Source organism: Rickettsia endosymbiont of Ixodes pacificus (assembly GCF_000965155.1).
GTDB lineage: Bacteria > Pseudomonadota > Alphaproteobacteria > Rickettsiales > Rickettsiaceae > Rickettsia > Rickettsia tamurae.
In genome coordinates, this window is sequence record NZ_LAOP01000001.1 from 39248 (window position 1) to 61947 (window position 22700).

Here is a 22700-nt window from a genome sequence, read left to right on the forward strand (position 1 = left end):
AGTATTTTTTATTGTTTTTCTGGATACCGTGGACAAGCCCACGGTATGACACTAAAAATCACTTTAACACACAACTCTGTTTGTTATAAGCTAGTTTCTTACAAACCCCTTTGGCTTGACTAAGACTACCATAATCACCGGCTAAGATTAAATAGAAAAATTTGCCGTCCTCATATTTAACTTTTTTGGTTGTGATAACAACATTTTTAAGAATTTTTGGGAATTTCTTTTTTATTCTTTCCCCTTCTTGCATTGCTTCTGCTTCAGATTTTACCGAACCTAGTTGTACTTTATAACTTTCATTATTTTTACAATTTTTAGCATTACTAACCTTATCCTTACTTCCTTTTTCAAGCTTTATAATATTTAAATCAGTTTCATTTTTGGCGTTATTACTTGGCTCTATTAATGCAATAAGGTTGGATATTTCATCAAAAGATTCATCGCTTTGACTTTGGTTACGAAAATCTATATTCATAGGTTTCTCAGGATCAGGAAGCAATTTTACGGTTTTAATATTTGTATCTTTAGCAATAAGATTTTCATATATCGTACTATGTACTGCTGCTATTTGGTTATTTTCTATTATAGACGGTTTTATTTTTGTAGGCAACTCATCAGGATAAATAGTAATTACCGGCTTGCTATTCTGATAATATTGATAACCAAAATAAATAGCGGATACACATATTAAAAATACTAGAAATATTTTAATAAAAATATTATTGATCATGATATATAAAATATTTGAGATGTCACCCCGTGGCTTGACCACGGGGTCAAAAATCTAAATACAGATAAAATTTTAAAACTAAAAGCTCGATTTATCTCGCTTTATGTTGGCCCCCGTGGTCAAGCAACGGGGTGACACAATGGGTTTTACCGATCCACGCGAGCAATACCTCCTCGCAATAACGATGAAAACCTAACTACATTTTGTTCATTGGTTCTACACCTATCACTTCGAGACCGCTAGCTATAACTTTCTGTATGGCACTTGCAAGAGCAAGACGTGCTAGAGTTAATTCTTTATTGCTCTCAATTACAAATCTATAATCGCTATTTTCTTTACCGAAATTCCACATAGAATGAAATTTTGAAGCTAAATTTATTAAATAAAATGCGATGCGATGTGGTTCAAAATATTTTGCAGATGCTTCTAATGTTTTTGTCCACGCAGCTAAAAGTTTTATAATCTCAATTTCTTCTTCTGACGATAATAAAGATAAATCATACTTATTTGCTTCAAAGCTATTATAAGATTCCGACATTAATTCTCTAGCTTTTGATAAAATAGATATCGTTCTCACATGAGCATATTGTACGTAAAAGATAGGATTTTCCCTTGATTGTTCTTTCACTTTTACTAAATCAAAATCAAGCGGCTTATCATTTTGCCTTGTTAACATCATAAATCTTATAATATCTTTCCCCACCTCATGATTTACATCTTGCACACTAGCAAAGCTCCCAAGGCGTTTTGACATCTTAACCGGTACACCGTTTTCAATGAAATTGACCAATTGACAGATTTTAACGTCCACTTTAACATGCTCTTTGCCTAGAGCCTTAACTATTGCCTCAATTCTTTTAACATATCCACTATGATCGGCACCAAGTACATAAATTAAGTGATTCGCTCCCCGCTCTATTTTATCCTTAGCATATGCAAGATCGGAAGCAAAATAAGACCAACTTCTATCAGCTTTTTCTATAGGACGATCTTGACTATCACCGTACTTAGTAGATTTAAATAATTTTTGAACTCTATTATCCCATTCCTCATGAACTTTACCTTTAGGGGCAGGTAACGTACCTTCATAAATTAGCCCCATACGCTCCAGTAGTTTAACTGTTTTCTCTATCTCACCTTTATCATGCAATGATTGCTCAGAGAAAAATATATCATGTTTAATCCCTAAATCTGCTAAATCTTTTCTATTTAAATCAAGCATTTTTTCTACGGCAAAATTTTTGACTATTTTGAACTTTTCAGCATCGTTCATAGTTAGTAATTTATTGCCGTATTCTTTCGCTAAAATTTGCCCGAGCGGAATTAAATACTCTCCCGGATATAACCCGGCAGGGATAGTAATTTGCTTACCTAAAGCCTCTTTATAACGTAATAATACCGTACTAACTAAATCATTTATTTGTGAGCCTGCATCATTAACATAATATTCTTTTGTAACGGAGTAACCTACCTTTTGCAAAATCCTTGCTAGCACATCACCATATACCGCACCCCTAGCATGCCCTATATGCATTGGACCGGTGGGATTTGCCGAAACATACTCGATGTTAATATTTCTGCTTTTATCTATATCAATTTCAAAAAATTTTTCTTCGTGCTGTAAAATATCTTTTATTGATGCCTGCCAACTATCAGCTTTTATAGTGAAATTAATAAAGCCCGGTCCTGCTATTTCTATACTTGCAATATAAGGTAATGTTATAAGGACTTCTTTAAACTTTAAAGCCACTTCCCGAGGAGAAATACTTTCTTTAGCTGCAATAATCATTGCAATATTACTTGATAAATCACCGTTAAAACTATCTTTCGGTGTTTCAATAGTAGCAGTATTTGCTATTTCTTGATTATTATATAATTGCTGACTTGCCGCAATTATATCTTGTTTCAATTGATTAAATATATTCATAATTATTAAATGTTATTAAAATTCAGCGAATAGACTTCTTGCAAACGTCTGCTAATAAGGAGGAATTTGAAGAAAACACGGAACGCAGCACTGCAGCGTACACTTTAGTACGTGAGGATGCGAGTACCGGATTGACGTACAAATTACCCTTAGAAGCAAGTTATGTAGGAAGTCGAACAAAGCTGATTATATTCCTGAATGGCAAAACGGTCAGTCATCCCTGCTATATAATCAGCAACAACTCTAGCTTTACTATATGTTTCATTAGAGTCTATTAGCATTTTCCAATTAACCGGCAATAAATTAATATCATCCATATAAACCTTAAACAGACCTTGTACGATTTTAGTACATTTAAGGCTGATGGCCGTAATTTTATTACTTTTATAAACTCGCTTATGGAGAAACTTTTTAGTTTCCTTAATATTTTCATTAGTTTTTTCTGTAAAATCCACTATCTGATAATTCAAGTTACGTATTTTGTCTATATTAGTAATTTTTTCTTTATTTAAATTTTCTTTTGTTTGCCATAATAAATCGGTAATTAACTCATGTATTAGCTTACGTACTACCTCATAAATCAGACATGAGGAACTAATATTTTTAAATTTTGATTTGAGTTCAAAAACATGCTGATCAATATATTTAAGTTCAGCGAGACTATTAAAATCGATAATTTTAGCACCGATACTATCTTCCAAATCATGCGAAATATAGCTAATATCATCGGCAAGAGCTGCTATTTGAGCCTCTGCTGATGCATAAGTACTAAGTTCTAAATCATTTTGCTTATTATACTCTGCTATATATTCATTTATCTCACCTAGTATAGGACCGTTATGTTTTACGATTCCTTCTAAAACTTCCCATGTTAAATTTACTCCATTATAAGCCGCATATCTTTTTTCAAGTAATGTTAGTATCTTTAAAGATTGAGCATTATGAGAAAAACCGTTATACTCTTTCATACATTCATTTAAAGCTCTCTCTCCCGCATGACCGAAAGGCGTATGACCAAGATCGTGAGCAAGTGCTATTGTCTCAGCTAAATCACTTGATAAATTTAAAGTATTAGCAACCGAACGTGCAACAGTCGAAACCTCTAGAGAATGAGTTAGCCTATTTCTGTAATGATCTCCCTCGTGATTAATAAAAACTTGAGTTTTATATTGCAAACGCCTAAATGCATTAGTATGTATAATGCGATCACGATCACGTTCAAACTCGTTTCTATAAGAGGTCGGGATTTCCTTATATAATCTTCCCCTACTTTTAAGAGGATCAGAAGCGTATGAAGCAAGCATCGTTATCCTTTATTTTGAAAGACGTTGTTGTGTGACTTTGGTTTTCCGGTTGTCATACCGTGGCTTGACCACGGTATCTAGTAATTAAAAAATACAAATACAGCAAGTTTTTAAAACTAAAAGCTCGATTTATCTCGCTTTACGCTGGATACCGTGGTCAAGCCACGGTATGACAAATTTGACAATTTCTAAACCACACAACAACGCCGACTTGAAAAATATCAAGATATACTATATAATTTATGAGACTTTTACAAGGTAATTTTAAGTGACGATAACAATTACGGATAGAGCTTTTGAACGGGTTTGCGAGTTAGTAGAGCTAGAAAAAGATAAGAATTTAGTACTGCGAGTTTCGGTTGATAGCGGCGGTTGCTCAGGACTTATGTATAATTACGAACTAGTCTCAAAAGATAATATAGAGCAAGATGATTATGTCATTACTAAACATAATGCTACAATTATTATTGATCCTATCTCTCAAAAATTTATGCTGGATTGTACTCTTGATTTTATAGAAGAGCTAGGCAGTTCATATTTCAACGTTAGTAATCCGCAAGCTAAAGCAAAATGCGGCTGCGGTAATTCTTTCTCGGTATAAATCCAAGTATTGCGAGTGGGCATTGTTATTAGAGTGCCGAGGTCATTCTCGCGAAAGCAGGAATGACCTCGTAACGTCAAACTTTAATGTTGATCATTAGGTTACATAGCTGCTCCACCTACCTCAACTTCGTCATTATCACCATAAAGAGGAGGAATTACTTCTTCATTATTGCCGTTATTATTCTCTTCCTCCTCTTCTTCTGAAGCACTATCTCCATTAATATAATAATGTTGTTCTTGGGCTTGTTGAGCTATTAAACTTTGTTTTAATGTTTCAGCTTGAGATTTTCTTAAATTTAGTCCTTGTCCTTTACATTGCTCCGTAGAGAGAATTTTAAGGCCTTGAGATTGTCTTATTAAATCATCGCATACAAAAACTCCGCAGTCCGAAGTATTTCCTTCTTCTTGTTGTTGAGTTTTTAAATCTATTATTTCTGCATCAGAGCAAACCTCGGTAATAAGTTTTACTAAGTCAGGACGATCATTTAACGATCTGCCCAAAGGATCATTATAAGTAAATATTATCTTATTTGTATCATTATCTTTACTAATCATCATACTTACCCAATGCCCATGTCCTGTATTAATCGGCATAAGTACAACTTTACCTTTGTTCTTCAAATCCTCATGCACTCCCTCTCTAAGTGCGTCTCTTACTTGTTCAGGGCTTGTTAAATCAACGTGGGTAACTATAGAGAATTTATTTTTGTCTATATTTGCTTCTAATATATTTTTTATATCATCTTCACTATACCAGTAATCCGATTCTTGTATATTTTCTATAGTGTGAAGCGGGGTACTTTTCGTTGGCGGCGGTTGTTGTTGATGCTTTTACTGCGGCTGAATTAAAGCTTCTTCTTATTTTTGAGGCTGCATATCATTTTGTTTGTTTACTTCTTTTTGTTCATTAGTCAATTGCTCATTTTGATTTTGTTGTACTTTTGGCCACTCCTTGGCTTGCGGCTCCGGCAGTGGAATAAAATCATTTATTATAGTCTGTGTATCACTTAAAAATTTTGTTCTGTCGGCCTCCTTGGCAAACATACTAAGATCCTCTATTTTGCCTTTGTCAAGCATTGCACGTATAAAAGCAGTATTTTTGCCATATCCGTATCATAAGCTTTTAAAGCCTTTGATACTAATTCTTGTTTTTCTTTCTCATTTTTGTCAACTCTACTTGCAGCTCTCAAATATTCAAGTCCTGCTTTTGACATTAAATTTAATTTAAACAAAAATTCTGCTACAGATATATGAAGATCTTTTTCTAAAGATATATAATGTGCTTTCGTTTCTCTTTTATTTTTTAAAATACTAAAAATTTCATGAAGAATATTACTACTCTCCTCAATATCGGCTATACTTAAACTTACTTTAAAATATTTCATTGCTTCATGAATTAACTTTATAGCACTTCCGTTTTCATTTTTACTTCTATACCATTTCCCTAGTGTTAAAAATAAGTCACCTATTTTTTTACAAATATTGCTAAAAATATACGGAATGGTATCATGACCATAGAGAAAGTTAAAATCTTTATCAATTTCTAGGGCATTAATATATTCTCTTATCGCTCTAAACCAGTCTAATTCCGATTTACTATTTTCATAGATCATACCTAAATAATAATGAGCATTGGCTTTTGTTTCATTTATAGATATAACAATATGCTCAGCTTGCGGTCCCGTAAGTTTATCAAGCCATTCTAATGCTTCTTTATAATATTTTTTTTGTTCTTTATTAGATTCTACATTATCAGTTACCTGATAAGGTTTTAATTTCATATCTAATGTAGCTTTATCTAATAAATTTTCTTCAATTAAGATTTTTTTGCTTCTTCAACTGCCCCCATCAGCGGTTGCAAACCTTGCGATTGCGGATAAAGTTTTTTACAAAAAGATAAAGCCTTCCATTGCTGATTTAAGAAATATACATAGTTACCTAATATTCCTTGGAAATGAATTTTATCTTTTATATCTTCTGCCTTATAAAATTTTCTTATAGTTTCTAAAAATGAACAAACCATATTTAGGTGATCATTTGGATTTTTTAGCTGATCATTAGAATATTTAATATATGTATCTTCAAGCTCTTCTATTTCTTTTAAAGCAGAAAAAAAGTTTCTTTGGTTTTTTGTACCGGTGATTTATTTAATATTTTTTTGGCAAATAAGGTTGAATTAACGAATAATTTTTTGAGAACGTGTCTGAATCTAACGGTTGGCGTAAATCAAGAGAAATAAACGGGCTTATTATGTTATGCTTATTGACTTGAAGAAAATTTATAATAATTTTACCTATAGTTAAAATATTTTCATTTACTTGATTAGATAAAACTTGCGGTAAAATTATCTTATTTGCATCTGATTTTTGAGGTTTTATATATACTTCTTTTATTGTAGCCCATTTACCTTGACTTAAGTCCTTAATATTAAGTGTATCCGAAAAGGGTCTTACACATAGGTTTATCAGTTTCTTTACATGTTCGATGATCAATGGCTCATATGAGGTTTTTTTACTCAAAATATCTTGTAACTCTAATTTCAACGCAATACTTATAAGATTTTTTTGTTCCTCAGTTATAAGAGGATTTGCATCGGAACCGGAATTAAGTAGAACATCTCCTTTACCTTTGGTGGAAGAAGCAAATGCATCCAAGTTAGTGTGTTTCTGTTCATCTATTATAGTAATATTAGTGTTTTTTTTCTTCTTCATTTTTACTCTGAGAAATAGCCTCGATATAAGAAAAGATTTTCCCCCGCTCTACTTGTATTTCATTATTTGCGATCGTTCTAATTAATAATGAAATAGCAGATATAACAATAAAAAAATCTTTGGTCTCAAGTGTTTCTAAAAAAGATTTAGTATCACCGCTAGGTTTTTTAAATAAATTTACAGATTTTCCTAGCTCTGTAATTATAAATTTTTGTTCTTAATCTAAGTTTTTACTCTTCAAAAGCTTACTGAGTTTACTTTTTTCTTCCTTAATCTTAGTATTTTTCTCTCTTTCATTTTTATAATCAGCAACAGAAATTATATAAGATACAGCATCTTCTAATTGTTCTTTAATTTCTAGAGTTAACTGACCGTTACCGTCTCTAAAATTACACTATTATCGCTAATTACGACTGAAAATTTAACTTTTTCGGCTAATTCTAATATTTGTCAGTAAATATATGAATTAAGAATTGTTTGAATAGGATCTATGGGTTTATTATGAATCCCTGGACATTCTATAATATTAATTCCACCTTCATCATCAGATATAAAGAAATTATTAACACGCTTATATCCATTGTCTGATTCATGATGTATTTTTTCATCATATTCCGGTTCTTTCGCATATAAAGAGCGGTCTTCATCTTCTTTAATTTTTGTCCGCTTAAAAAACAACTAAGAGTAGTGGTATAGCTAGACCATAGTAAATAGGTACAGTTAAATAAACTTTAGTACGTGTTCTACAGCCATACTGATATCTTGAATTGCCCCGTAACTTTTCTTATTTCGTTCTTAATCTTAAACCAATAATGTTCTATAGGATTTAAGTCTGGGCTATATGTAGGTAAGAATAAAATTCTGCACCCAACCGACTCGATTAATTCTCTTATTATATTATTCTTATGGAAGTTGATATTATCCATAATTACTGTTTGTCCAGGATGTAATTCTTTAGTTAATATAGTCTCTACATAGGTTGTAAATATTTCTTTATTACAATTTCCTTCAAATATTACTGGCGCTATAATTTGATTATTACGAAGCCCCGCTATCATACTGATCCTGGATTTATGTTGATACACTTTGTTTCCATAACATCTAGTACCTTTTATACTCCATCCATATTCTCTACAAGCATTATCTTCTATTCCTGACTCATCAATGAATACTAGAGTTTCTTTAGAAATTTGCTGTATCTTTTCTATAAATTCATTCCTTAAACCAATATCCCTTCTGGGATGAAGATGACTTTTTTTTATAAGTGTACCCTAGTAGTTTTCTATAGTAATTTATTCTAGTTCTTTGTAATCTATTACCTAGTATAATACTTAATTCTTTAGCTGTTTTATCATGATTATTGATAATTAATTCTTCAAATTCTTTGAGATTTATTTTTGCATTATAACCCTTTGCTGGACCATAAGGTTTTGCTTTTATATCTCCTGTTTCCCATTTAAGAGTTTTCCATCTATTAGTGTTACGACCTATATTGAATATTTTACATGCTTTAACAATTGAGAGCCCATCATCTAGAGCTTTGAATAGTTTCATTCTTAAATCGTAACTGTAACTGCTTGCCATAATTTATTTATTATCATTTATAACATATATATTAGCATAGTATGTACCTATTTACTATGGTCTAGCTATACCTACTCCGTTCATCCCTATCATCGCAATTAGTTTATTTATACTATTTCCTGTTTTAGTAATTTCATTATGACTTTCTGCAATCAATTTTAAAAGCTTATTACCGTTCTTTATGACCGGTCTTTCCAGTTCATAAAAATTTGTAAGAGGTTGCAAATTTTTATTTTTGATTTCATCTTCGATGTTTTGAACTTTTGTTTTCTTTAAATATGCATTTACAGAATTTTCATTTAAAATATCTACTTCGGGAATGAGCTGAAATTCTGAATTATCATTAAAATTAGGAGAGATTTTTAATTCTGCTAGCTTATGTTGATTATTATGTTTTATCTCTAATAAAGTTTTTATTCCGATATTAGTTATTGCTTTATTACTTTACTTACTAAAGAAAGTTTAGTTATTGTTTTGTTAAGTCTAAACACTTCGGCTAAAATTTTTATTTGCTTATCATTTATACCGCAATTGTCCAAAAATACTCGCTCGATAGTCTTATTATTCCTTAAATAATTTGCTATATATTGTATATCTTCCGTTATAAAGGGGTAGACTAAAATCCAAAGCAGCCACGTGGATAAACTCTGCAAGCCCGCTATTTGGTTTACTAATGTTTCATTAAATATAGAACGAGTGTTATTAGAGAGCCAAGCTATAATATCTTTATATTCATACTTAGATATGAAGCTTGTGTTTGGAGTTAATATATCCTTAATATTATATTACGTAATTTCATTAATATATTACATTCTTCAAGAACAGTTAAGTTTGGAGTGTTTTTTTGTTCCAAAATATTATTAAAATACTCCGTCAAAAAATCATTTATATTTTTTAAACCTCGTTCCTGTTTGGGACTTCCTACCAATTAAACATATATATTTACCTAAAATAATTTATATTACTCCAAATAAAAACATTTTTGCTTCGTAAGTTGAATAAATAAATATTAACACTACTTAAAAAATTTTTTTGAATAAGTAAATTTACAACAAGGATTTAAAGGTGAATTGTTGGAATTCTGAGGATAAGAAAGTTCTATTTCTTATGTTGTAAAAAATTATCACTTCTATTTTAAAATTGAATTAATAGGGGATATTTATATATATTTTGAAAGGTAAAATTTGAGGTTATTTTTCTTTTGTAATTTTATCATATTTTTTTAGTTTGATAAGAACGGATTCTAGATTATCCAACTTAATCATACATGGACCATCGCTTGGAGCGTTATCGGGGTCTTGATGTACTTCCATATACATACCAGCGATACCTACAGAAGTTGCTGCCTTTGCAAGTAACTCTACATATTTTCTTTCTCCGCCGGTACTACCTCCTAGCCCTCCCGGTTGCTGAACGGAATGTGTGGCATCAAAAACTACAGGTACATTTAACTCTGCCATTATTGCAAGACTACGCATATCAGATACCAAGTTATTATAGCCAAAACACGCTCCTCGCTCTGTAAATAATATATCCTTTACTCCAAAAGCTTCTAGTTTTGTTTGTACATTTTTCATATCCCACGGAGCTAGAAACTGTCCTTTTTTTACTTTTACTATTTTACCTGTTTTTGCTGCAGCTTGAAGCAAGTCGGTTTGTCTACATAAAAATGCCGGAATTTGTAAAATATCTGCTACTTCGGCTGTTTCGGTACATTGACTCTCTGAATGAACATCAGTAACAATAGGGCAATCGAATTCAGATTTTACTTTTGATAAAATTTCTAAACCTTTCTCAATACCAAGTCCTCTAATCCCATTTACGGAAGTTCTATTAGCTTTATCAAAAGAAGATTTATAAATAAACGGAATCTCAAGCTTGCTAGTTAATTTAACAAGTTTTTCTGCCATAAACAACGCATGATCTTTTCCTTCAATCTGACAAGGCCCTGCAATTAGAACAAACGGTAAATCATTTCCTATTTTAATATTGTTAAGTTTTACTACTTTTTGCATAATTCTTAGATTTAATTAATTGAGGCACGGATTAGTGTTTCTCTGTTATATCAGGTGCTGATTCATTTTCTATTAAGTCATTGTTAATTATTAGCGTATAATATTTTTCTTTTATTGTCGTTAAATCATAATTACCATGATAATAACCTTCTAGGTTAATAATTTTTTTTAAATAAAAATTTACCTGCTCTGTTTCTAACGGTTCATCTATATTTTTTATAATAGACGACTTAATATTAATTAAATACGCTTTTATTTTTTTAAATTCTTTAATAATTATAAAAATATCATGCGGTTTTGTTACCAATATTCCTACAAACAAAATTAATAATATTTGTGTTAAAGACATATTTATATTAATTTCTTATGTTTATATTTTGGATTTAAAATACTTTCCCCGTTAGTACTTAGCATATATTCATGATAATCTTGATAATTTCCTTCAAACCATGTAGCATTATTTTCTTTATCATACGATATAATATGAGTGGCTATTCTATCTAAAAACCACCTATCATGACTAATCACTAATACACAACCTGCAAAGTCTAAAATAGCATCTTCAAGTGCTCTTAACGTATTAATATCTAAATCATTAGACGGCTCATCTAATAATATAACATTTGCTCCTTCTTTTAGTAATTTTGCCAAATGTACTCTGTTACGTTCTCCACCTGAAAGTTGTCCAACTTTTTTTTGTTGATCACCGCCTCTAAAATTAAAAGCTGCACAATAAGCTCTACTTTTAATTATTCTATTACCAAGTTGTAATTCATCTAGACCTTCTGAAATTTCTTCCCATATAGTCTTATTATCATCTAAATGATCCCGTGATTGATCAACATAACCTAATTTTACCGTTTGACCAATTTTAATAGAACCACTATCTGGCATTATTTTACCTGTAATAATATTAAACAAAGTAGACTTACCTGCTCCATTCGGTCCAATAATTCCTACAATAGCTCCACGTGGAACTTTAAAACTAAAATCTGATAATAATATTTTATTATTAAATTTTTTAGCTATATGTTCTGCTTCAATAATAAGATCCCCTAAACGAGGTCCGTTAGGTATAATTATTTGAGTAGGATCAGTTTTTTGTTCTTGTTGTTTATTTAATAACTCTTGATATGCTGTAATACGTGCTTTATTTTTTGATTGTCTAGCTTTTGGAGTTTGACGAATCCATTCAAGTTCACGATTCAATTGTTTTTTTCTATCATCGTCTTCTTTACTTTCTAAAGCTAATTTTTTTTGCTTCTGCTCAAGCCAAGAACTATAATTTGATTCCCACGGTATACAATTTCCACGATCTATTTCTAATATCCATTCTGTAACATTATCTAAAAAATAACGATCATGGGTAATTACTATTACAGTACCCTCGTAATGCTTTAAATAATCTTCAAGCCAAGAAACTGATTCTGCATCCAAATGATTTGTAGGTTCATCAAGTAACAACATATCAGGTTTCTCTAAAAGCAATTTACATAAAGCCACTCTTCTTTTTTCTCCACCGGAAATTTTTGTAATATCTGCTTCTTTTGGTGGGCAATGTAAAGCAAGCATTGCGATCTCTATTTCACGTTCTAGATTCCATCCATCACAATTGTCTATTTTTTCTTGCAATTCTGCTTGTTTATCAAAAAGCTTTTGCATTTCTTCATCAGTGATTTCAGCAAATTTGTTACTTATATAATTAAATTCATCAATAAGTTTTTTCTTTTCATGAAGACCTTCTATGATATTATCAAAAACATTTTTACTAGCATCAAGATACGGTTCTTGAGGTAAATATCCTACTTTTATACCAATTTTAGCTGTTGCTTTACCTTCAAACTCTTTATCAATACCTGCCATTATTTTTAATAAAGTCGATTTGCCTGCTCCATTTGGACCTATTATACCGATTTTAGCTTTTGGTAAAAATGATAAATTTGTTTCTTTTAAAATTCGTTTACCATTTATAATTTTGCTTAAACCAACCATTTCATAAACATATTGATATGACATAAATTACTTATTTCCTTATATTATTATTTTACACCGATTATATATTTACTACTGTATTGTATGAATTTATTGCTCTATGCTCATATAATTCAAAATCAGACATTGTAATTTCTATCATTGTTTTTCTCGTTTAGATATTTATCTTAAGAAATAAAATGCTGTATATATACTTTAATTTTAACAGTTTTTTTAATTTAATTTTAATAATATCAAGTCTAATTCTTCCAAATCTTTATAATGAAATATTAATTTTCCGCCTAATGGATAATTTTCTATTGTTATTTTTATACCAAATTTTTCTGATAAAGCTTTTACTAATAATTCTAGATCATTATCCGTAGCGTTGTCCTTTAAAAAACGCTTTCCTACTTTGTTATTATTGTTAGGGGATTTTGTATACTCATTTTTATACCATTGTCTTACTAGTTCTTCTGTTTGACGTACATTTAAATCATTATTTATAATATGATCGGCTATTACTTCTGCATGTTCGTGATTTATTAAACATCGAGCTTGCCCCATGCTTAGTATATTTTCATTTACTTTATCTTGAATAGACTGTGGCAAATTATTAAGCCTTAATAAATTAGCTATATGACTACGACTTTTACCAAGCCTTTCAGCTAATTTTTCTGCCGTATAATTAAAATTTTCTACTAAATATTTAAAGCCACGAGCTTCTTCCATAACTGTTAAATCAGCTCTTTGTATGTTCTCAATTAATGCTATTTCCATACTCTCTCTAGCATCTAAATTTTTTATAATTACTGGTATCTCTAAAACTTTTGCTAATTTACATGCACGCCAGCGTCGCTCTCCTGCTATAATTTGGAAATTATTATCAACAATAATAGGCTGTAATAAACCATTATTCAATATAGAATCTGCTAATTCTTTTATTTTATCATATTCAAAGTTTTTTCTAGGCTGATTCTCATTTGGTCTTATTTTATCAATATTTATTATTTGTATTATTTCTGATTCTATAGAAATAACTTCTTCTCCAAGTAATGAAGATAATCCTCTTCCTAGTCCTTTATTTTTCGCCATATCTTTCTAAGATTTCTTTTGTAAGTTCTATATATGCAACTGCTCCCGAACATTTATAATCATATATAATAGCCGGTTTTCCATATGAAGGAGCTTCAGATAGTTTAATATTTCTTGGAATAACGGTTTTAAATACTAATTCTCCTAAGCATTTTCTAACATCATCTTCTACTTGCTCAGTTAAACGATTACGCTTATCATACATTGTAAATAATATACCTGCAATCTTTATCTTAGGATTTAATTTTTTCTCTACAATTTCAATTGTTTTTAGCAAGTGACTTAATCCTTCTAAAGAATAAAAATCACATTGCATTGGAATCAGCACTTCATCGCTTGCAACTAAAGCGTTTACCGTTAATAAATTTAATGAAGGAGGGCAATCAATAATTATATAATCATATAATATTTTTATTTCTTCCAATAGCTTCATTAAAATATATTCTCGGTCCTTTAATTTTGTTAAATCTAATTCAGCCGCAGATAGATTAGTGTTTGAAGTAATTATTTCTAAATTTGGTATATCTGTAGAAATTATTGCATCTTTCAATTCTATTAAATTTGTTAATACTTGGTATATAGTATTTTTGCGTTGTTGCTGACTAATTCCAAAACCGGTACTACTATTCCCTTGAGGATCAAGATCTATAACTAAAATTTTTTTATTTACAGCAGCAAAAGCTGTAGCTAAATTTACAGTAGTTGTAGTTTTAGCTACCCCTCCTTTTTGATTAACAATAGCAATTACTTTCATATAATTTTTGTTAAATTATTAACTTCTAGAATTTTCCCTTCTTCACAAGTAATACTTTGATGTATTAAATAATCAAATAACCATCTTTCTTTAGCTTCTACTATTTCAGTTAAATAATTTTTTCCTTTTAATAACAAAAATTTTTCTCGTACTGAAATATTTTTTATGCAATTAAATATTGTATTTAAGTTAGAGAAAGCTCTACAAGATTTAATATACTGCAATCTATTTCTACTTTTTCTATTCTTTGATTGATTATTTGTATGTTATTATTTGATATCTTTGATGCTTTTTCTAAAAATATACATTTACGTAAATCAGCTTCTATTAAACTTACTTTCGCTACCCCTGCTATAGATAATACTATACCAGGAAAACCAGAACCGCTTCCTATATCAACTAAATGTATTTCTTTATTATCAATATATTGTATTAATTGTAATGAGTCTAATATATGACGTTGCCAAAAATTATGTATACTATTCGATACAAGATTGATTGATTTATTCCATTTTTTAACTAACTTTTGAAAAATTTCTAACTTTTCAATTATTTCACGTGGAATTTCCATCACTATATTTAGTTTTTAAATAAATTATAATAGCCGTAATTGCTGCAGGTGTAATCCCTGGAATTCGACGTGCTACACCAATAGTAGCAGGTTTATGGGAAGAAAGTTTTTCCTGTATCTCTAATGATATACTTGGTATTTTAAAATAGTCAATATTTTTAGGTATTAACTGTGCCTCTTCACTTTGAAATAAATTAATATCTGCGCGTTGTCTAGTTAAATATGAAGCATATTTTGCTTCAATATAGAGTAATTGCAAAATGTTATTATTTTGTGTTTCTTTAAGCATAGGAAAAATTTTAATAGCTTGTTCAACATTAAAATTAGGTATTTTAAATAAGTCTAATACTGTTTTATATGTACCATCCTGTGCAACCTGTATACCCATTTTAGCAAGTTTACTAGTAGTTAAAGACAAGGTATTTAATAATGATTTTGTTTTTTCTATATCTTCACATTTTTTTGTGAATATTTTTTTACGTTTTTCTGATACAACTCCAATGTTCATCCCTAATTCTGTTAAACGTAAATCAGCGTTATCTGCTCTTAAAGATAATCTATATTCTGAGCGAGAAGTAAACATACGATAAGGTTCTATAGTACCAAATGTTGTTAAATCGTCAATCATTACTCCAATATAACTGTTTGCTCTTGTTAACATAAACGGTGCTTGATCTTTTACTGCTAAAGCAGCATTTATACCGGCTATTATACCTTGCCCTGCGGCTTCCTCATATCCTGTAGTACCGTTAATTTGCCCGGCAAAATACAATCCAGCTATTTTTTTTGTCTCTAGCGTAACACTTATTTCACGTGGATCAACATAATCATATTCTATAGCATAACCTGGACGTAAAACCTTTGCATTTTCTAATCCTGGTATTGTTTTGATTAATTTATATTGCACATCTTCAGGCAAAGAAGTAGAAATACCGTTTGGATAAATCGTATAATTATCTAACCCTTCAGGTTCTAAAAATATACGATGTTCTGATTTTGTACTAAATCTGACTATTTTATCTTCAATAGAAGGACAATATCGCGGTCCTATTCCTTCTATTTGCCCTGAATACATTGCGGATTTATCAAGATTCTCACGTATAATATCATGAGTTTCTGAGGTTGTTTTTGTGATAAAACAATTTATCTGAGGAACATTAACAACATTTGTTAATTCAGAAAAAGGACGAGGAATTTTATCGCCGGGTTGTAAAATTGTTTTACTATAATCAATAGTACGTCCGTCAATTCGAGGCGGTGTACCTGTTTTTAAACGAGCCAGTTTAAAACCTATTTGTTTTAATGTATTTGATAATCCATACGAAGGCTCTTCATCTACTCTACCGGCAGGAATTTTTTTTTGTCCAATATGAATAAGACCTGATAGGAAAGTACCTGTAGTTAATATAATTTTTTGACAAAGAATTTTGCTACCGTTATTTAAAATAACCGCTTCAATTTTAGAAGATTTAATTTCTATATCCTCCACTTTTCCATATAATATATCTAGATTAGGGTAATTTGTTAATATTTGATACATCGCTTTTTTATAAAGCTTTCGATCAGCTTGAGCTCTAGGCCCCCAAACTGCCGGTCCTCTAGTCTCATTCAGCATTTTATAATGTATACCGGCTTGGTCTATAACATAACCCATTAACCCATCAAGTGCATCGATTTCTTTAACTAATGTGCCTTTTGCAATTCCACCGATTGCTGGATTACAAGACATTTCACCTAAATTTTCCGGTTTTAACGTAATTAAGAGAGTAGGAACTCCAAGACGTGCAGAAGTGGCGGCTGCTTCTACGCCTGCATGTCCACCGCCTATAACTATTACGTCATATTTTAGCATTAATTATTCTATAATTTCAGATTTGTTAAAGAAAAATTCGATTTCTCTTTTCGCACTATTTTCACTATCTGAACCATGAATACTATTAGCCTCAATTGATTCGCCTAAATCTTTTCTAATAGTTCCTGCTTCAGCTTCAGCAGGATTAGTTGCACCCATAACGGTGCGGTTTAAAGTTATAGCATCTTCCCCCTTAAGAACTTGAAGTACTACCGCTCCTGAAGTAATATATTCAACTAAGCTATTAAAAAACGGTCTTGCTCTATGTTCATCGTAGAAACACTCAGCTTCATATTTAGTTAAAAATTTCATTTTCTGAGCTACTATCTTTAAGCCTGCATTTTCCAAATAAGTATTAACTTGTCCTATTTTATTCCTCTTGATAGCATCAGGCTTAATCATTGAAAAAGTATATTGTATTGTCATTTTGTAACCTTTATATAATTATTAAATTTATTTTTTAGCTGAACGATTCCATGTTAAAGCAAATAATACTCCTCCTAAAAGAGCAGAAATACTGAAAAATATAAATACCCCATTCCAACCGTAATTATCGCTAATCCATCCTACGCCGACTCCCGCAATAGCCGCTCCTAAATAACCAAATAACCCTGATAATCCATTAGCTGTACCGACAGCTTGACGGGTACTGAAATCAGCAGCTGCTATACCTACAAGGAGCTGAGGTCCTGAAACAAAAAAGCCTATTAAAGAAAGAATTACTATACTTAATAATTCACTTTGAATAGGAATTTTCCAAAACAAGACTAACAATAAGCTAAGCAATACCATACATATGGATGCAACAGGACCTCGACGACCTTGAAATAGTTTATCAGATAAAACACCTGCTATTAATGCCCCTGGGATACCTATCATTTCATATAAACCGATTTGTAAGCCTGCATTTGCAAGACTTATATTACGTAAATCTTTTAAAAATGTTGGAGCCCAATAAATTACTCCGGAACGTATTATATAAACAAACATGTTTGCTAAACAAACATACCATATTAGCTTATTACAAAAGACCATTTTAAGTAATTGGGGAGTTAATAGCTTCTCATAATCCCCTATAGCTTCAGGCGGATATTCTTTATATTCCTCTACGGTAGATAAACCTACTTCTTTTGGAGAATTACGAAGCCTATTATATAAAAAAAGCGATACTATACAAGCAACTACACCGGGAACGAAAAAAGCAGCTCTCCAATCAAATTTATCGATTAAATAACCGCAACTTATCATAGCAAGGGCACCACCTATTTGATTAGAAGTTGCACCCATAGCCCATTTAGTTCCAAGTTCTTTTGAAGCAAACCAGTGAGTAAGCATTTTTGTTGCAGGAGGCCAACCCATAGATTGAAACCAGTTACTGGCTATCCATAAAATTCCTATAAGCCATAAAGAATCTGAAAAACCTATTAGAATAGTAATGATCCCGACAAATAAAAGACCCAAAACCATAAATATTCGAGCATTAACTTTATCGCTAATAAACCCGTTACAAGCTTTACTGACTCCATACATAATAGATGAAGCAGTTAATATCCAACCAATTTGTGTTTTAGTAACCCCAAAATATTCTCTTATAGCAGGAGTTGCTATATTAAAATTCTGACGACAAAAATAGAAAGTCGCATAACCTATAATAATAGAATACAAAATCCTTATTCGCCAACTATTATATTTTTTTACATATGGCGATCTTGGAGTTTTAATTTTGGGTTTTGTATTTGTCATATTATAAACTCTCCAACTATAAAAAAGCAAGTTTCTTAGAAGCTTGCTTTTTTATAATATTAAATTTTAACAAATTCTATTTTTCAGTTTTATTTACCAAAACTTGATACTCTTTATTTAAACCTTTAACAGCATATATCCATAATATTACTATTACAAAGAATATAGAAGCAAAATAAGGAGTTGCCTCTACAAAACCAAATGCAGGAAATAAAATAAAGAATGTAGATTGAATAATAGCACCGCCTGATTTACCGAATCTTCCTCCGATAACTTCAACAGCAGCTTGTCCTTTTACTCGTAAATCCTTATCAAGCGGAATATATGCCATGTTTTTAGTGGCATCAAATAAAGAATATTTTACACCTTTACTTAAAACATTTTGAATCATACCGATCATAACAGCAAGTGCTAAAGGACCCGAAGCAAGAATGCCTGTTAAATGCATAGCAATAACGCTATCAAAAAAGATAAATGCAAAAAATGCTGCACCGGTAATTAACATCATTAATGGAGTTATAATAGCTGCAGTTAGCCATGATACTTTTCTTAAAATATTACTACCTATAAGCATGAAAGCAATTGCAACCCAACCCTGATAAAATTGGAACTTACCCATATATATAGTATAAGCCTCTTTCGTCGGATATAATTCTTTTACTTTGGATTTCCAAACCCCTTCAACTAAATTTACTGAAACACCGTAAGCAATAAGTAACAATGCAATATAACCTACATACTTAGAAGTAAAGATCATTTTAAAACTGTCTATTAATGACATTTTAGCTTTAGCTTTCTTTTCTTTTACTAATGCCGGATCATAAAGTCTAGGATCGGTTAGAACGTTTTTATTCATCCATCTATATGTTAATATTACCAAAAAGCTACTTGTTATCATTATAACAAATAAAGGCACAAATTTTAGATGTTCTGCAACTATTTGAGTTTTTTCATGCAAGAAATATCCAATAATTACGGATGTTACAGGCAATGCTAAATTAGCAAGTAAACCAAACATTGAGTAAAAACGTTTAGCTTCATCGGTTTTAGTAATTTGGTTAGCAAATTGCCAAAACAATAAACTAAGCATCATTGTTCCCCAAAGCTCTGCCATAGTATAAAAAGATGCAAAACTCCATTTCCCAACTATTCTTATAAACCATTTGAAATTAGGGTAAGCTAAACTTAAAGATTCTATGGTTTCAGGATCAGGATGAACTAAATCAGGGTAGGGGTAAAGAACAAATGCAAATAATGCAAAATACCCTAAGAAAAATGAAGTAATAACATAAAACACGTTTTCTTGCTTTAAAATATCGCAGAGCTTAACATAAATTACCATAGCGATTACGGCAGAAGGTAGTACTATATATGTTTTTAAGAAACTTATTGCTTCTGCCCCTATATCCGTTACTACAAACCCGTCTTTAATTGAACGAAGCGTTGAGTAGTTTAATAAAATACAGAACATCATAAACGCCATAGGAAGAAACTTCTTATTTTCATATCTTTCTATAGGCCAAATTACCTTTCTTAGTTCCGAGAGATAATTGTCACTTTTGGGAGTACTCATAAATTAAATTTTTCTATTTATTTTGAAGATAAATATTATACTAGAATATGTTAGAAAAGTCAAACCTATTGATTTTTTCTCAAAAGAAATTAAATAAAATTATTAACTATAGGATGCGTAAAAGAAATATGACAATTTATTTACTTGATTTTAATTTCTATCTATATTTTCTATTTATAAATTATTATAAAAAATATATGTCCAAATTAAAAACAGCTCTATTATTAACTGCTATAATTTTTATAACAGGTTGTAAAAGTAATATGAAAAATGAAAACAATATTTCATTACCGCAATATGTAACTTTGAACATTCAAACCTTAAATAGTTCAGAGGATAAAACTATTAGAATAAAGGTAAAAACTTTAAACTTTCCGTTATCTTCAGAAGATTTACGTGATATATCTATTTTAGAAAAGAAATATGATCAAGAAGAAAATTGTGCAGGGCTTGCTGCACCGCAAATAGGTATATCAAAATGTATAATAATATTTGCAGTACATGAAAATGAAGAGTTAAAAAAATAGCGTCCTGACCTTAAGGATACAATGCCTAAAACTATTTGGATTAACCCCTCATATAAACCGATAGGTATTGATAAACATGAAGATTACGAGGGGTGCTTTTCTGTTGAAAATGCTACAGGACCGGTAGCAAGATTCAAGAAAATTCATTATCACGCATATGATATAAATGGAAATCAAATTCAAGGTATCGCAGAAGGATTTTTAGCAAGAGTTATCCAACATGAAACCGATCATCTAAATGGAAAAGTATTTTTAGATTATGTAGCTCCCAAAAAAATAATGACTAAAGAAGAATATTTAGAAATGCGTAAAAAAGCTATGGAGCAGGAAAATATAAAATCTTAGAGTTCTCTAAATCTCAAATATCATTCTAGCTAAAATTTTAGTATGTCATTCCTAACTAAAAGCGGGAATCCAGAAAAAAGCGAAATTATTTGAGTTTTTAATATGAAAAATTAAATATATTTGTATCTTTTAGTTACTGGATTCCTGCCTTCGCAGGAATGACATCGTTCCATGCTAAGGCAGCGTAAATTTATTCTATATTATTTGGTATAATAACTATTGCATCAGATACAGGGCGTATTGTATGTTCGCCTAAAGCTTCATCTTCATCACCTGTAACATTATTTATAATTTTTTCGTCCATAAATAGCGTGGAAGAGCCGCCGCCATCTAAATTGATTGCTGATTCACATCCAAGGCTTAACATATAATCTGCAAGTTCTGTTTTAGTTAGCCCTATCACAGTATCAAATTTTTAACGCTTCGGGAATTGTTAATTTTTCAAAAGTTATACCTTTTTCTTTTCGTAGAATTGATCTAACTTGTTCAAGCTTAATGTCTTTTATATGCTGCTTATATATCTGTTCTACTACAACTATCACTAGTACCGTCATTACGCACCCCTAGAGCGATACGAGCATGAGCCGAATCATTTTGCTTTGGATTATCTATAACATTTTTACCGTTTTGAACCAACAACGGAATACCGGTTACTACTGAAGCGGTTTTGCTTAAATTTATAGGCTTACCGTCTTTATCGATAAATTCTAAATTTAGCTTTACGGAATCATTTATATTTACTACCGGTAAACTTATTTCTTGTGGAAAGGACAATATAAAGCCTTTTTGCGGGATTTGATTATCACCATGCTTGCTTATTTCCGTAACAATAAAATTCCGGTCAATCAAAATTTCTTTGTTAGTATACGGCGTTAATGTGGAGGACGCCCAAACATCATTATAGAAAGTAATATCTTTTGGATTTGAAAAATAATTCACTTGATTTGGAATAATCGATTTATCACCTATTTCTACTGAAATTTTTACTGATGCTTTGGTAATTTGGATATTATTTTGATCTATGATTAACAAGCTTTGTAGTTGTTCTAAGACTAAATAGCTTGCCGTCAATCATTAAAGTAAGGCTTGGTCTGCCGTCATCGCTACCGGCGATTTCAAAAAATCCGCCATTAATAGCAGCAACTGCATTAGTGCGGCGTGCTATAGCATCTACTGTTTCTCTGCCTATAACCTGATTATGTGCTTTAACTAGTTTTAGCCCAAAATTCTTAGGATCAATAGTTAACACATAAATAACATGCTTATCTTTTTCATAACGATTATAGGTTAAGCCTTTATATTCCTTAGCGTATATTTTAAAACTGATTATTAAAGTGAGAAATAAATAAACTAATCTGATCATATTGTTTTACTTTTTTTTACAATAAAATT

The 22700-nt window shown here is 30.8% G+C and carries 23 protein-coding genes and 4 pseudogenes; 3 read left to right on the forward strand and 24 right to left on the reverse strand.

All coding sequences use genetic code 11. The features are described 5' to 3' along the window. Nucleotides 1-58: 58 nt before the first annotated feature. Both REIP_RS00190 and argS read right to left on the reverse strand, forming a co-directional pair. Complete coding sequence (locus REIP_RS00190) at nt 59-733, reverse strand: SPOR domain-containing protein (protein ID WP_045803528.1); 675 nt, start codon at nt 731-733, stop codon at nt 59-61. 196 nt (nt 734-929) lie between these two features. Next, nucleotides 930-2660: an arginine--tRNA ligase gene (gene argS / locus REIP_RS00195; protein ID WP_045803529.1), complete on the reverse strand. Its 1731-nt coding sequence runs from the start codon at nt 2658-2660 to the stop codon at nt 930-932. A gap of 23 nt (nt 2661-2683) precedes the next feature. On the opposite strand from argS, the pseudogene REIP_RS08690 reads away from it, so the two are divergent. Further along, a pseudogene (locus REIP_RS08690) lies at nt 2684-2875 on the forward strand (palindromic element RPE1 domain-containing protein); the annotation flags it as partial. Here REIP_RS08690 and REIP_RS00200 read toward each other — a convergent pair. Next, entirely contained in the window at nt 2810-3964 is a 1155-nt protein-coding gene (locus REIP_RS00200; RefSeq protein WP_008579536.1) for a deoxyguanosinetriphosphate triphosphohydrolase, read from the reverse strand. The pseudogene REIP_RS08690 and the gene REIP_RS00200 overlap by 66 nt on opposite strands. A gap of 268 nt (nt 3965-4232) precedes the next feature. Between REIP_RS00200 and REIP_RS00205 the strand changes: the two genes are divergently transcribed. After that, nucleotides 4233-4565 carry an iron-sulfur cluster assembly accessory protein gene (locus tag REIP_RS00205; protein WP_008579535.1) on the forward strand — a complete coding sequence of 111 codons (333 nt, stop codon included), beginning with the start codon at nt 4233-4235 and terminating at the stop codon, nt 4563-4565. Nucleotides 4566-4666: 101 nt separating this feature from the next. Here the strand turns inward: REIP_RS00205 and REIP_RS00210 are convergent, their stop codons facing one another. The 18 genes and pseudogenes from REIP_RS00210 to tlc1 all read right to left on the reverse strand — a co-directional run bounded on the left by REIP_RS00210 (nt 4667) and on the right by tlc1 (nt 20436). Then, nucleotides 4667-5350 carry a Ulp1 family isopeptidase gene (locus REIP_RS00210; protein ID WP_331385733.1) on the reverse strand — a complete coding sequence of 228 codons (684 nt, stop codon included), beginning with the start codon at nt 5348-5350 and terminating at the stop codon, nt 4667-4669. Between the two features lie 75 nt (nt 5351-5425). Beyond that, nucleotides 5426-5611, reverse strand: a complete 186-nt coding sequence (locus REIP_RS11405) for a hypothetical protein (RefSeq protein ID WP_231569134.1) — start codon at nt 5609-5611, stop codon at nt 5426-5428. 11 nt (nt 5612-5622) lie between these two features. After that, nucleotides 5623-6348, reverse strand: a complete 726-nt coding sequence (locus tag REIP_RS11410) for a hypothetical protein (protein WP_197069232.1) — start codon at nt 6346-6348, stop codon at nt 5623-5625. A 35-nt stretch (nt 6349-6383) separates the two neighbouring features. Beyond that, the gene (locus REIP_RS00225; RefSeq protein WP_045803530.1) at nt 6384-6590 is read right to left on the reverse strand and encodes a hypothetical protein; all 207 of its coding nucleotides are present in this window, start codon (nt 6588-6590) and stop codon (nt 6384-6386) included. A gap of 124 nt (nt 6591-6714) precedes the next feature. After that, nucleotides 6715-7278 carry a hypothetical protein gene (locus REIP_RS11965; protein WP_231569135.1) on the reverse strand — a complete coding sequence of 188 codons (564 nt, stop codon included), beginning with the start codon at nt 7276-7278 and terminating at the stop codon, nt 6715-6717. 450 nt (nt 7279-7728) lie between these two features. Then, complete coding sequence (locus REIP_RS00235) at nt 7729-7956, reverse strand: hypothetical protein (RefSeq protein WP_045803531.1); 228 nt, start codon at nt 7954-7956, stop codon at nt 7729-7731. A 42-nt stretch (nt 7957-7998) separates the two neighbouring features. After that, nucleotides 7999-8862, reverse strand: a pseudogene (locus REIP_RS08700) (IS630 family transposase). Nucleotides 8863-8916: 54 nt separating this feature from the next. After that, nucleotides 8917-9087 carry a hypothetical protein gene (locus REIP_RS10475; RefSeq protein ID WP_156147376.1) on the reverse strand — a complete coding sequence of 57 codons (171 nt, stop codon included), beginning with the start codon at nt 9085-9087 and terminating at the stop codon, nt 8917-8919. Between the two features lie 965 nt (nt 9088-10052). Then, the gene (gene kdsA / locus REIP_RS00255; protein WP_023507450.1) at nt 10053-10877 is read right to left on the reverse strand and encodes a 3-deoxy-8-phosphooctulonate synthase; all 825 of its coding nucleotides are present in this window, start codon (nt 10875-10877) and stop codon (nt 10053-10055) included. Nucleotides 10878-10908: 31 nt separating this feature from the next. Further along, nucleotides 10909-11226: a DUF2672 domain-containing protein gene (locus REIP_RS00260; protein WP_008579523.1), complete on the reverse strand. Its 318-nt coding sequence runs from the start codon at nt 11224-11226 to the stop codon at nt 10909-10911. Between the two features lie 2 nt (nt 11227-11228). Then, a complete protein-coding gene (ettA, locus tag REIP_RS00265) occupies nt 11229-12893 on the reverse strand; it encodes an energy-dependent translational throttle protein EttA (protein ID WP_045803534.1) in 1665 nt (554 codons plus the stop codon). A gap of 189 nt (nt 12894-13082) precedes the next feature. Beyond that, entirely contained in the window at nt 13083-13943 is an 861-nt protein-coding gene (locus REIP_RS00270; RefSeq protein ID WP_008579521.1) for a ParB/RepB/Spo0J family partition protein, read from the reverse strand. Further along, nucleotides 13930-14697, reverse strand: a complete 768-nt coding sequence (locus REIP_RS00275; protein WP_045803535.1) for a ParA family protein — start codon at nt 14695-14697, stop codon at nt 13930-13932. Before REIP_RS00275 ends, REIP_RS00270 begins: the two co-directional genes overlap by 14 nt. Continuing rightward, a pseudogene (gene rsmG / locus REIP_RS00280) lies at nt 14694-15268 on the reverse strand (16S rRNA (guanine(527)-N(7))-methyltransferase RsmG). Before rsmG ends, REIP_RS00275 begins: the two are co-directional and overlap by 4 nt. Further along, on the reverse strand, nt 15252-17120 hold the full coding sequence (mnmG, locus tag REIP_RS00285; protein ID WP_045803536.1) for a tRNA uridine-5-carboxymethylaminomethyl(34) synthesis enzyme MnmG: 1869 nt from the start codon (nt 17118-17120) through the stop codon (nt 15252-15254). Before mnmG ends, rsmG begins: the two are co-directional and overlap by 17 nt. Before the next feature lie 3 nt (nt 17121-17123). Beyond that, nucleotides 17124-17546 (reverse strand): nucleoside-diphosphate kinase, encoded by a 423-nt coding sequence (ndk, locus tag REIP_RS00290; RefSeq protein WP_010420526.1) that lies wholly within the window; start codon nt 17544-17546, stop codon nt 17124-17126. A 27-nt stretch (nt 17547-17573) separates the two neighbouring features. Further along, nucleotides 17574-18863, reverse strand: a complete 1290-nt coding sequence (locus tag REIP_RS00295) for an MFS transporter (protein WP_023507443.1) — start codon at nt 18861-18863, stop codon at nt 17574-17576. Between the two features lie 76 nt (nt 18864-18939). Beyond that, the gene (tlc1, locus tag REIP_RS00300; protein ID WP_023507442.1) at nt 18940-20436 is read right to left on the reverse strand and encodes an ATP/ADP exchange transporter Tlc1; all 1497 of its coding nucleotides are present in this window, start codon (nt 20434-20436) and stop codon (nt 18940-18942) included. A gap of 197 nt (nt 20437-20633) precedes the next feature. Here tlc1 and REIP_RS11970 point away from each other — a divergent pair. Continuing rightward, nucleotides 20634-21308: pseudogene (locus tag REIP_RS11970) on the forward strand (peptide deformylase). Between the two features lie 190 nt (nt 21309-21498). Here the strand turns inward: REIP_RS11970 and REIP_RS11975 are convergent. The 3 genes from REIP_RS11975 to REIP_RS11985 form a co-directional block, all read right to left on the reverse strand. Continuing rightward, complete coding sequence (locus tag REIP_RS11975) at nt 21499-21711, reverse strand: phosphodiester glycosidase family protein (protein ID WP_045803539.1); 213 nt, start codon at nt 21709-21711, stop codon at nt 21499-21501. 110 nt (nt 21712-21821) lie between these two features. Further along, nucleotides 21822-22340: a hypothetical protein gene (locus REIP_RS11980; RefSeq protein WP_231569136.1), complete on the reverse strand. Its 519-nt coding sequence runs from the start codon at nt 22338-22340 to the stop codon at nt 21822-21824. After that, a complete protein-coding gene (locus REIP_RS11985) occupies nt 22318-22671 on the reverse strand; it encodes a hypothetical protein (RefSeq protein ID WP_231569137.1) in 354 nt (117 codons plus the stop codon). Before REIP_RS11985 ends, REIP_RS11980 begins: the two co-directional genes overlap by 23 nt. Nucleotides 22672-22700: the final 29 nt, after the last annotated feature.

Excerpts from the sequence above, each read along its gene's own strand:
- mnmG (WP_045803536.1), bottom strand. The coding sequence starts at position 17,120 with ATGCTAAAATATGACGTAATAGTTATAGGCGGTGGACATGCAGGCGTA.
- REIP_RS00225 (WP_045803530.1), bottom strand. The coding sequence starts at position 6,590 with ATGGTTTGTTCATTTTTAGAAACTATAAGAAAATTTTATAAGGCAGAA.
- ettA (WP_045803534.1), bottom strand. The coding sequence starts at position 12,893 with ATGTCATATCAATATGTTTATGAAATGGTTGGTTTAAGCAAAATTATA.
- REIP_RS00200 (WP_008579536.1), bottom strand. The coding sequence starts at position 3,964 with ATGCTTGCTTCATACGCTTCTGATCCTCTTAAAAGTAGGGGAAGATTA.
- REIP_RS11410 (WP_197069232.1), bottom strand. The coding sequence starts at position 6,348 with ATGAAATTAAAACCTTATCAGGTAACTGATAATGTAGAATCTAATAAA.
- REIP_RS00275 (WP_045803535.1), bottom strand. The coding sequence starts at position 14,697 with ATGAAAGTAATTGCTATTGTTAATCAAAAAGGAGGGGTAGCTAAAACT.
- ndk (WP_010420526.1), bottom strand. The coding sequence starts at position 17,546 with ATGACAATACAATATACTTTTTCAATGATTAAGCCTGATGCTATCAAG.
- REIP_RS11965 (WP_231569135.1), bottom strand. The coding sequence starts at position 7,278 with ATGAAGAAGAAAAAAAACACTAATATTACTATAATAGATGAACAGAAA.
- kdsA (WP_023507450.1), bottom strand. The coding sequence starts at position 10,877 with ATGCAAAAAGTAGTAAAACTTAACAATATTAAAATAGGAAATGATTTA.
- REIP_RS00190 (WP_045803528.1), bottom strand. The coding sequence starts at position 733 with ATGATCAATAATATTTTTATTAAAATATTTCTAGTATTTTTAATATGT.
- tlc1 (WP_023507442.1), bottom strand. The coding sequence starts at position 20,436 with ATGAGTACTCCCAAAAGTGACAATTATCTCTCGGAACTAAGAAAGGTA.
- REIP_RS00260 (WP_008579523.1), bottom strand. The coding sequence starts at position 11,226 with ATGTCTTTAACACAAATATTATTAATTTTGTTTGTAGGAATATTGGTA.
- REIP_RS11985 (WP_231569137.1), bottom strand. The coding sequence starts at position 22,671 with ATGATCAGATTAGTTTATTTATTTCTCACTTTAATAATCAGTTTTAAA.
- REIP_RS00295 (WP_023507443.1), bottom strand. The coding sequence starts at position 18,863 with ATGACAAATACAAAACCCAAAATTAAAACTCCAAGATCGCCATATGTA.
- argS (WP_045803529.1), bottom strand. The coding sequence starts at position 2,660 with ATGAATATATTTAATCAATTGAAACAAGATATAATTGCGGCAAGTCAG.
- REIP_RS00270 (WP_008579521.1), bottom strand. The coding sequence starts at position 13,943 with ATGGCGAAAAATAAAGGACTAGGAAGAGGATTATCTTCATTACTTGGA.
- REIP_RS11405 (WP_231569134.1), bottom strand. The coding sequence starts at position 5,611 with ATGTTTGCCAAGGAGGCCGACAGAACAAAATTTTTAAGTGATACACAG.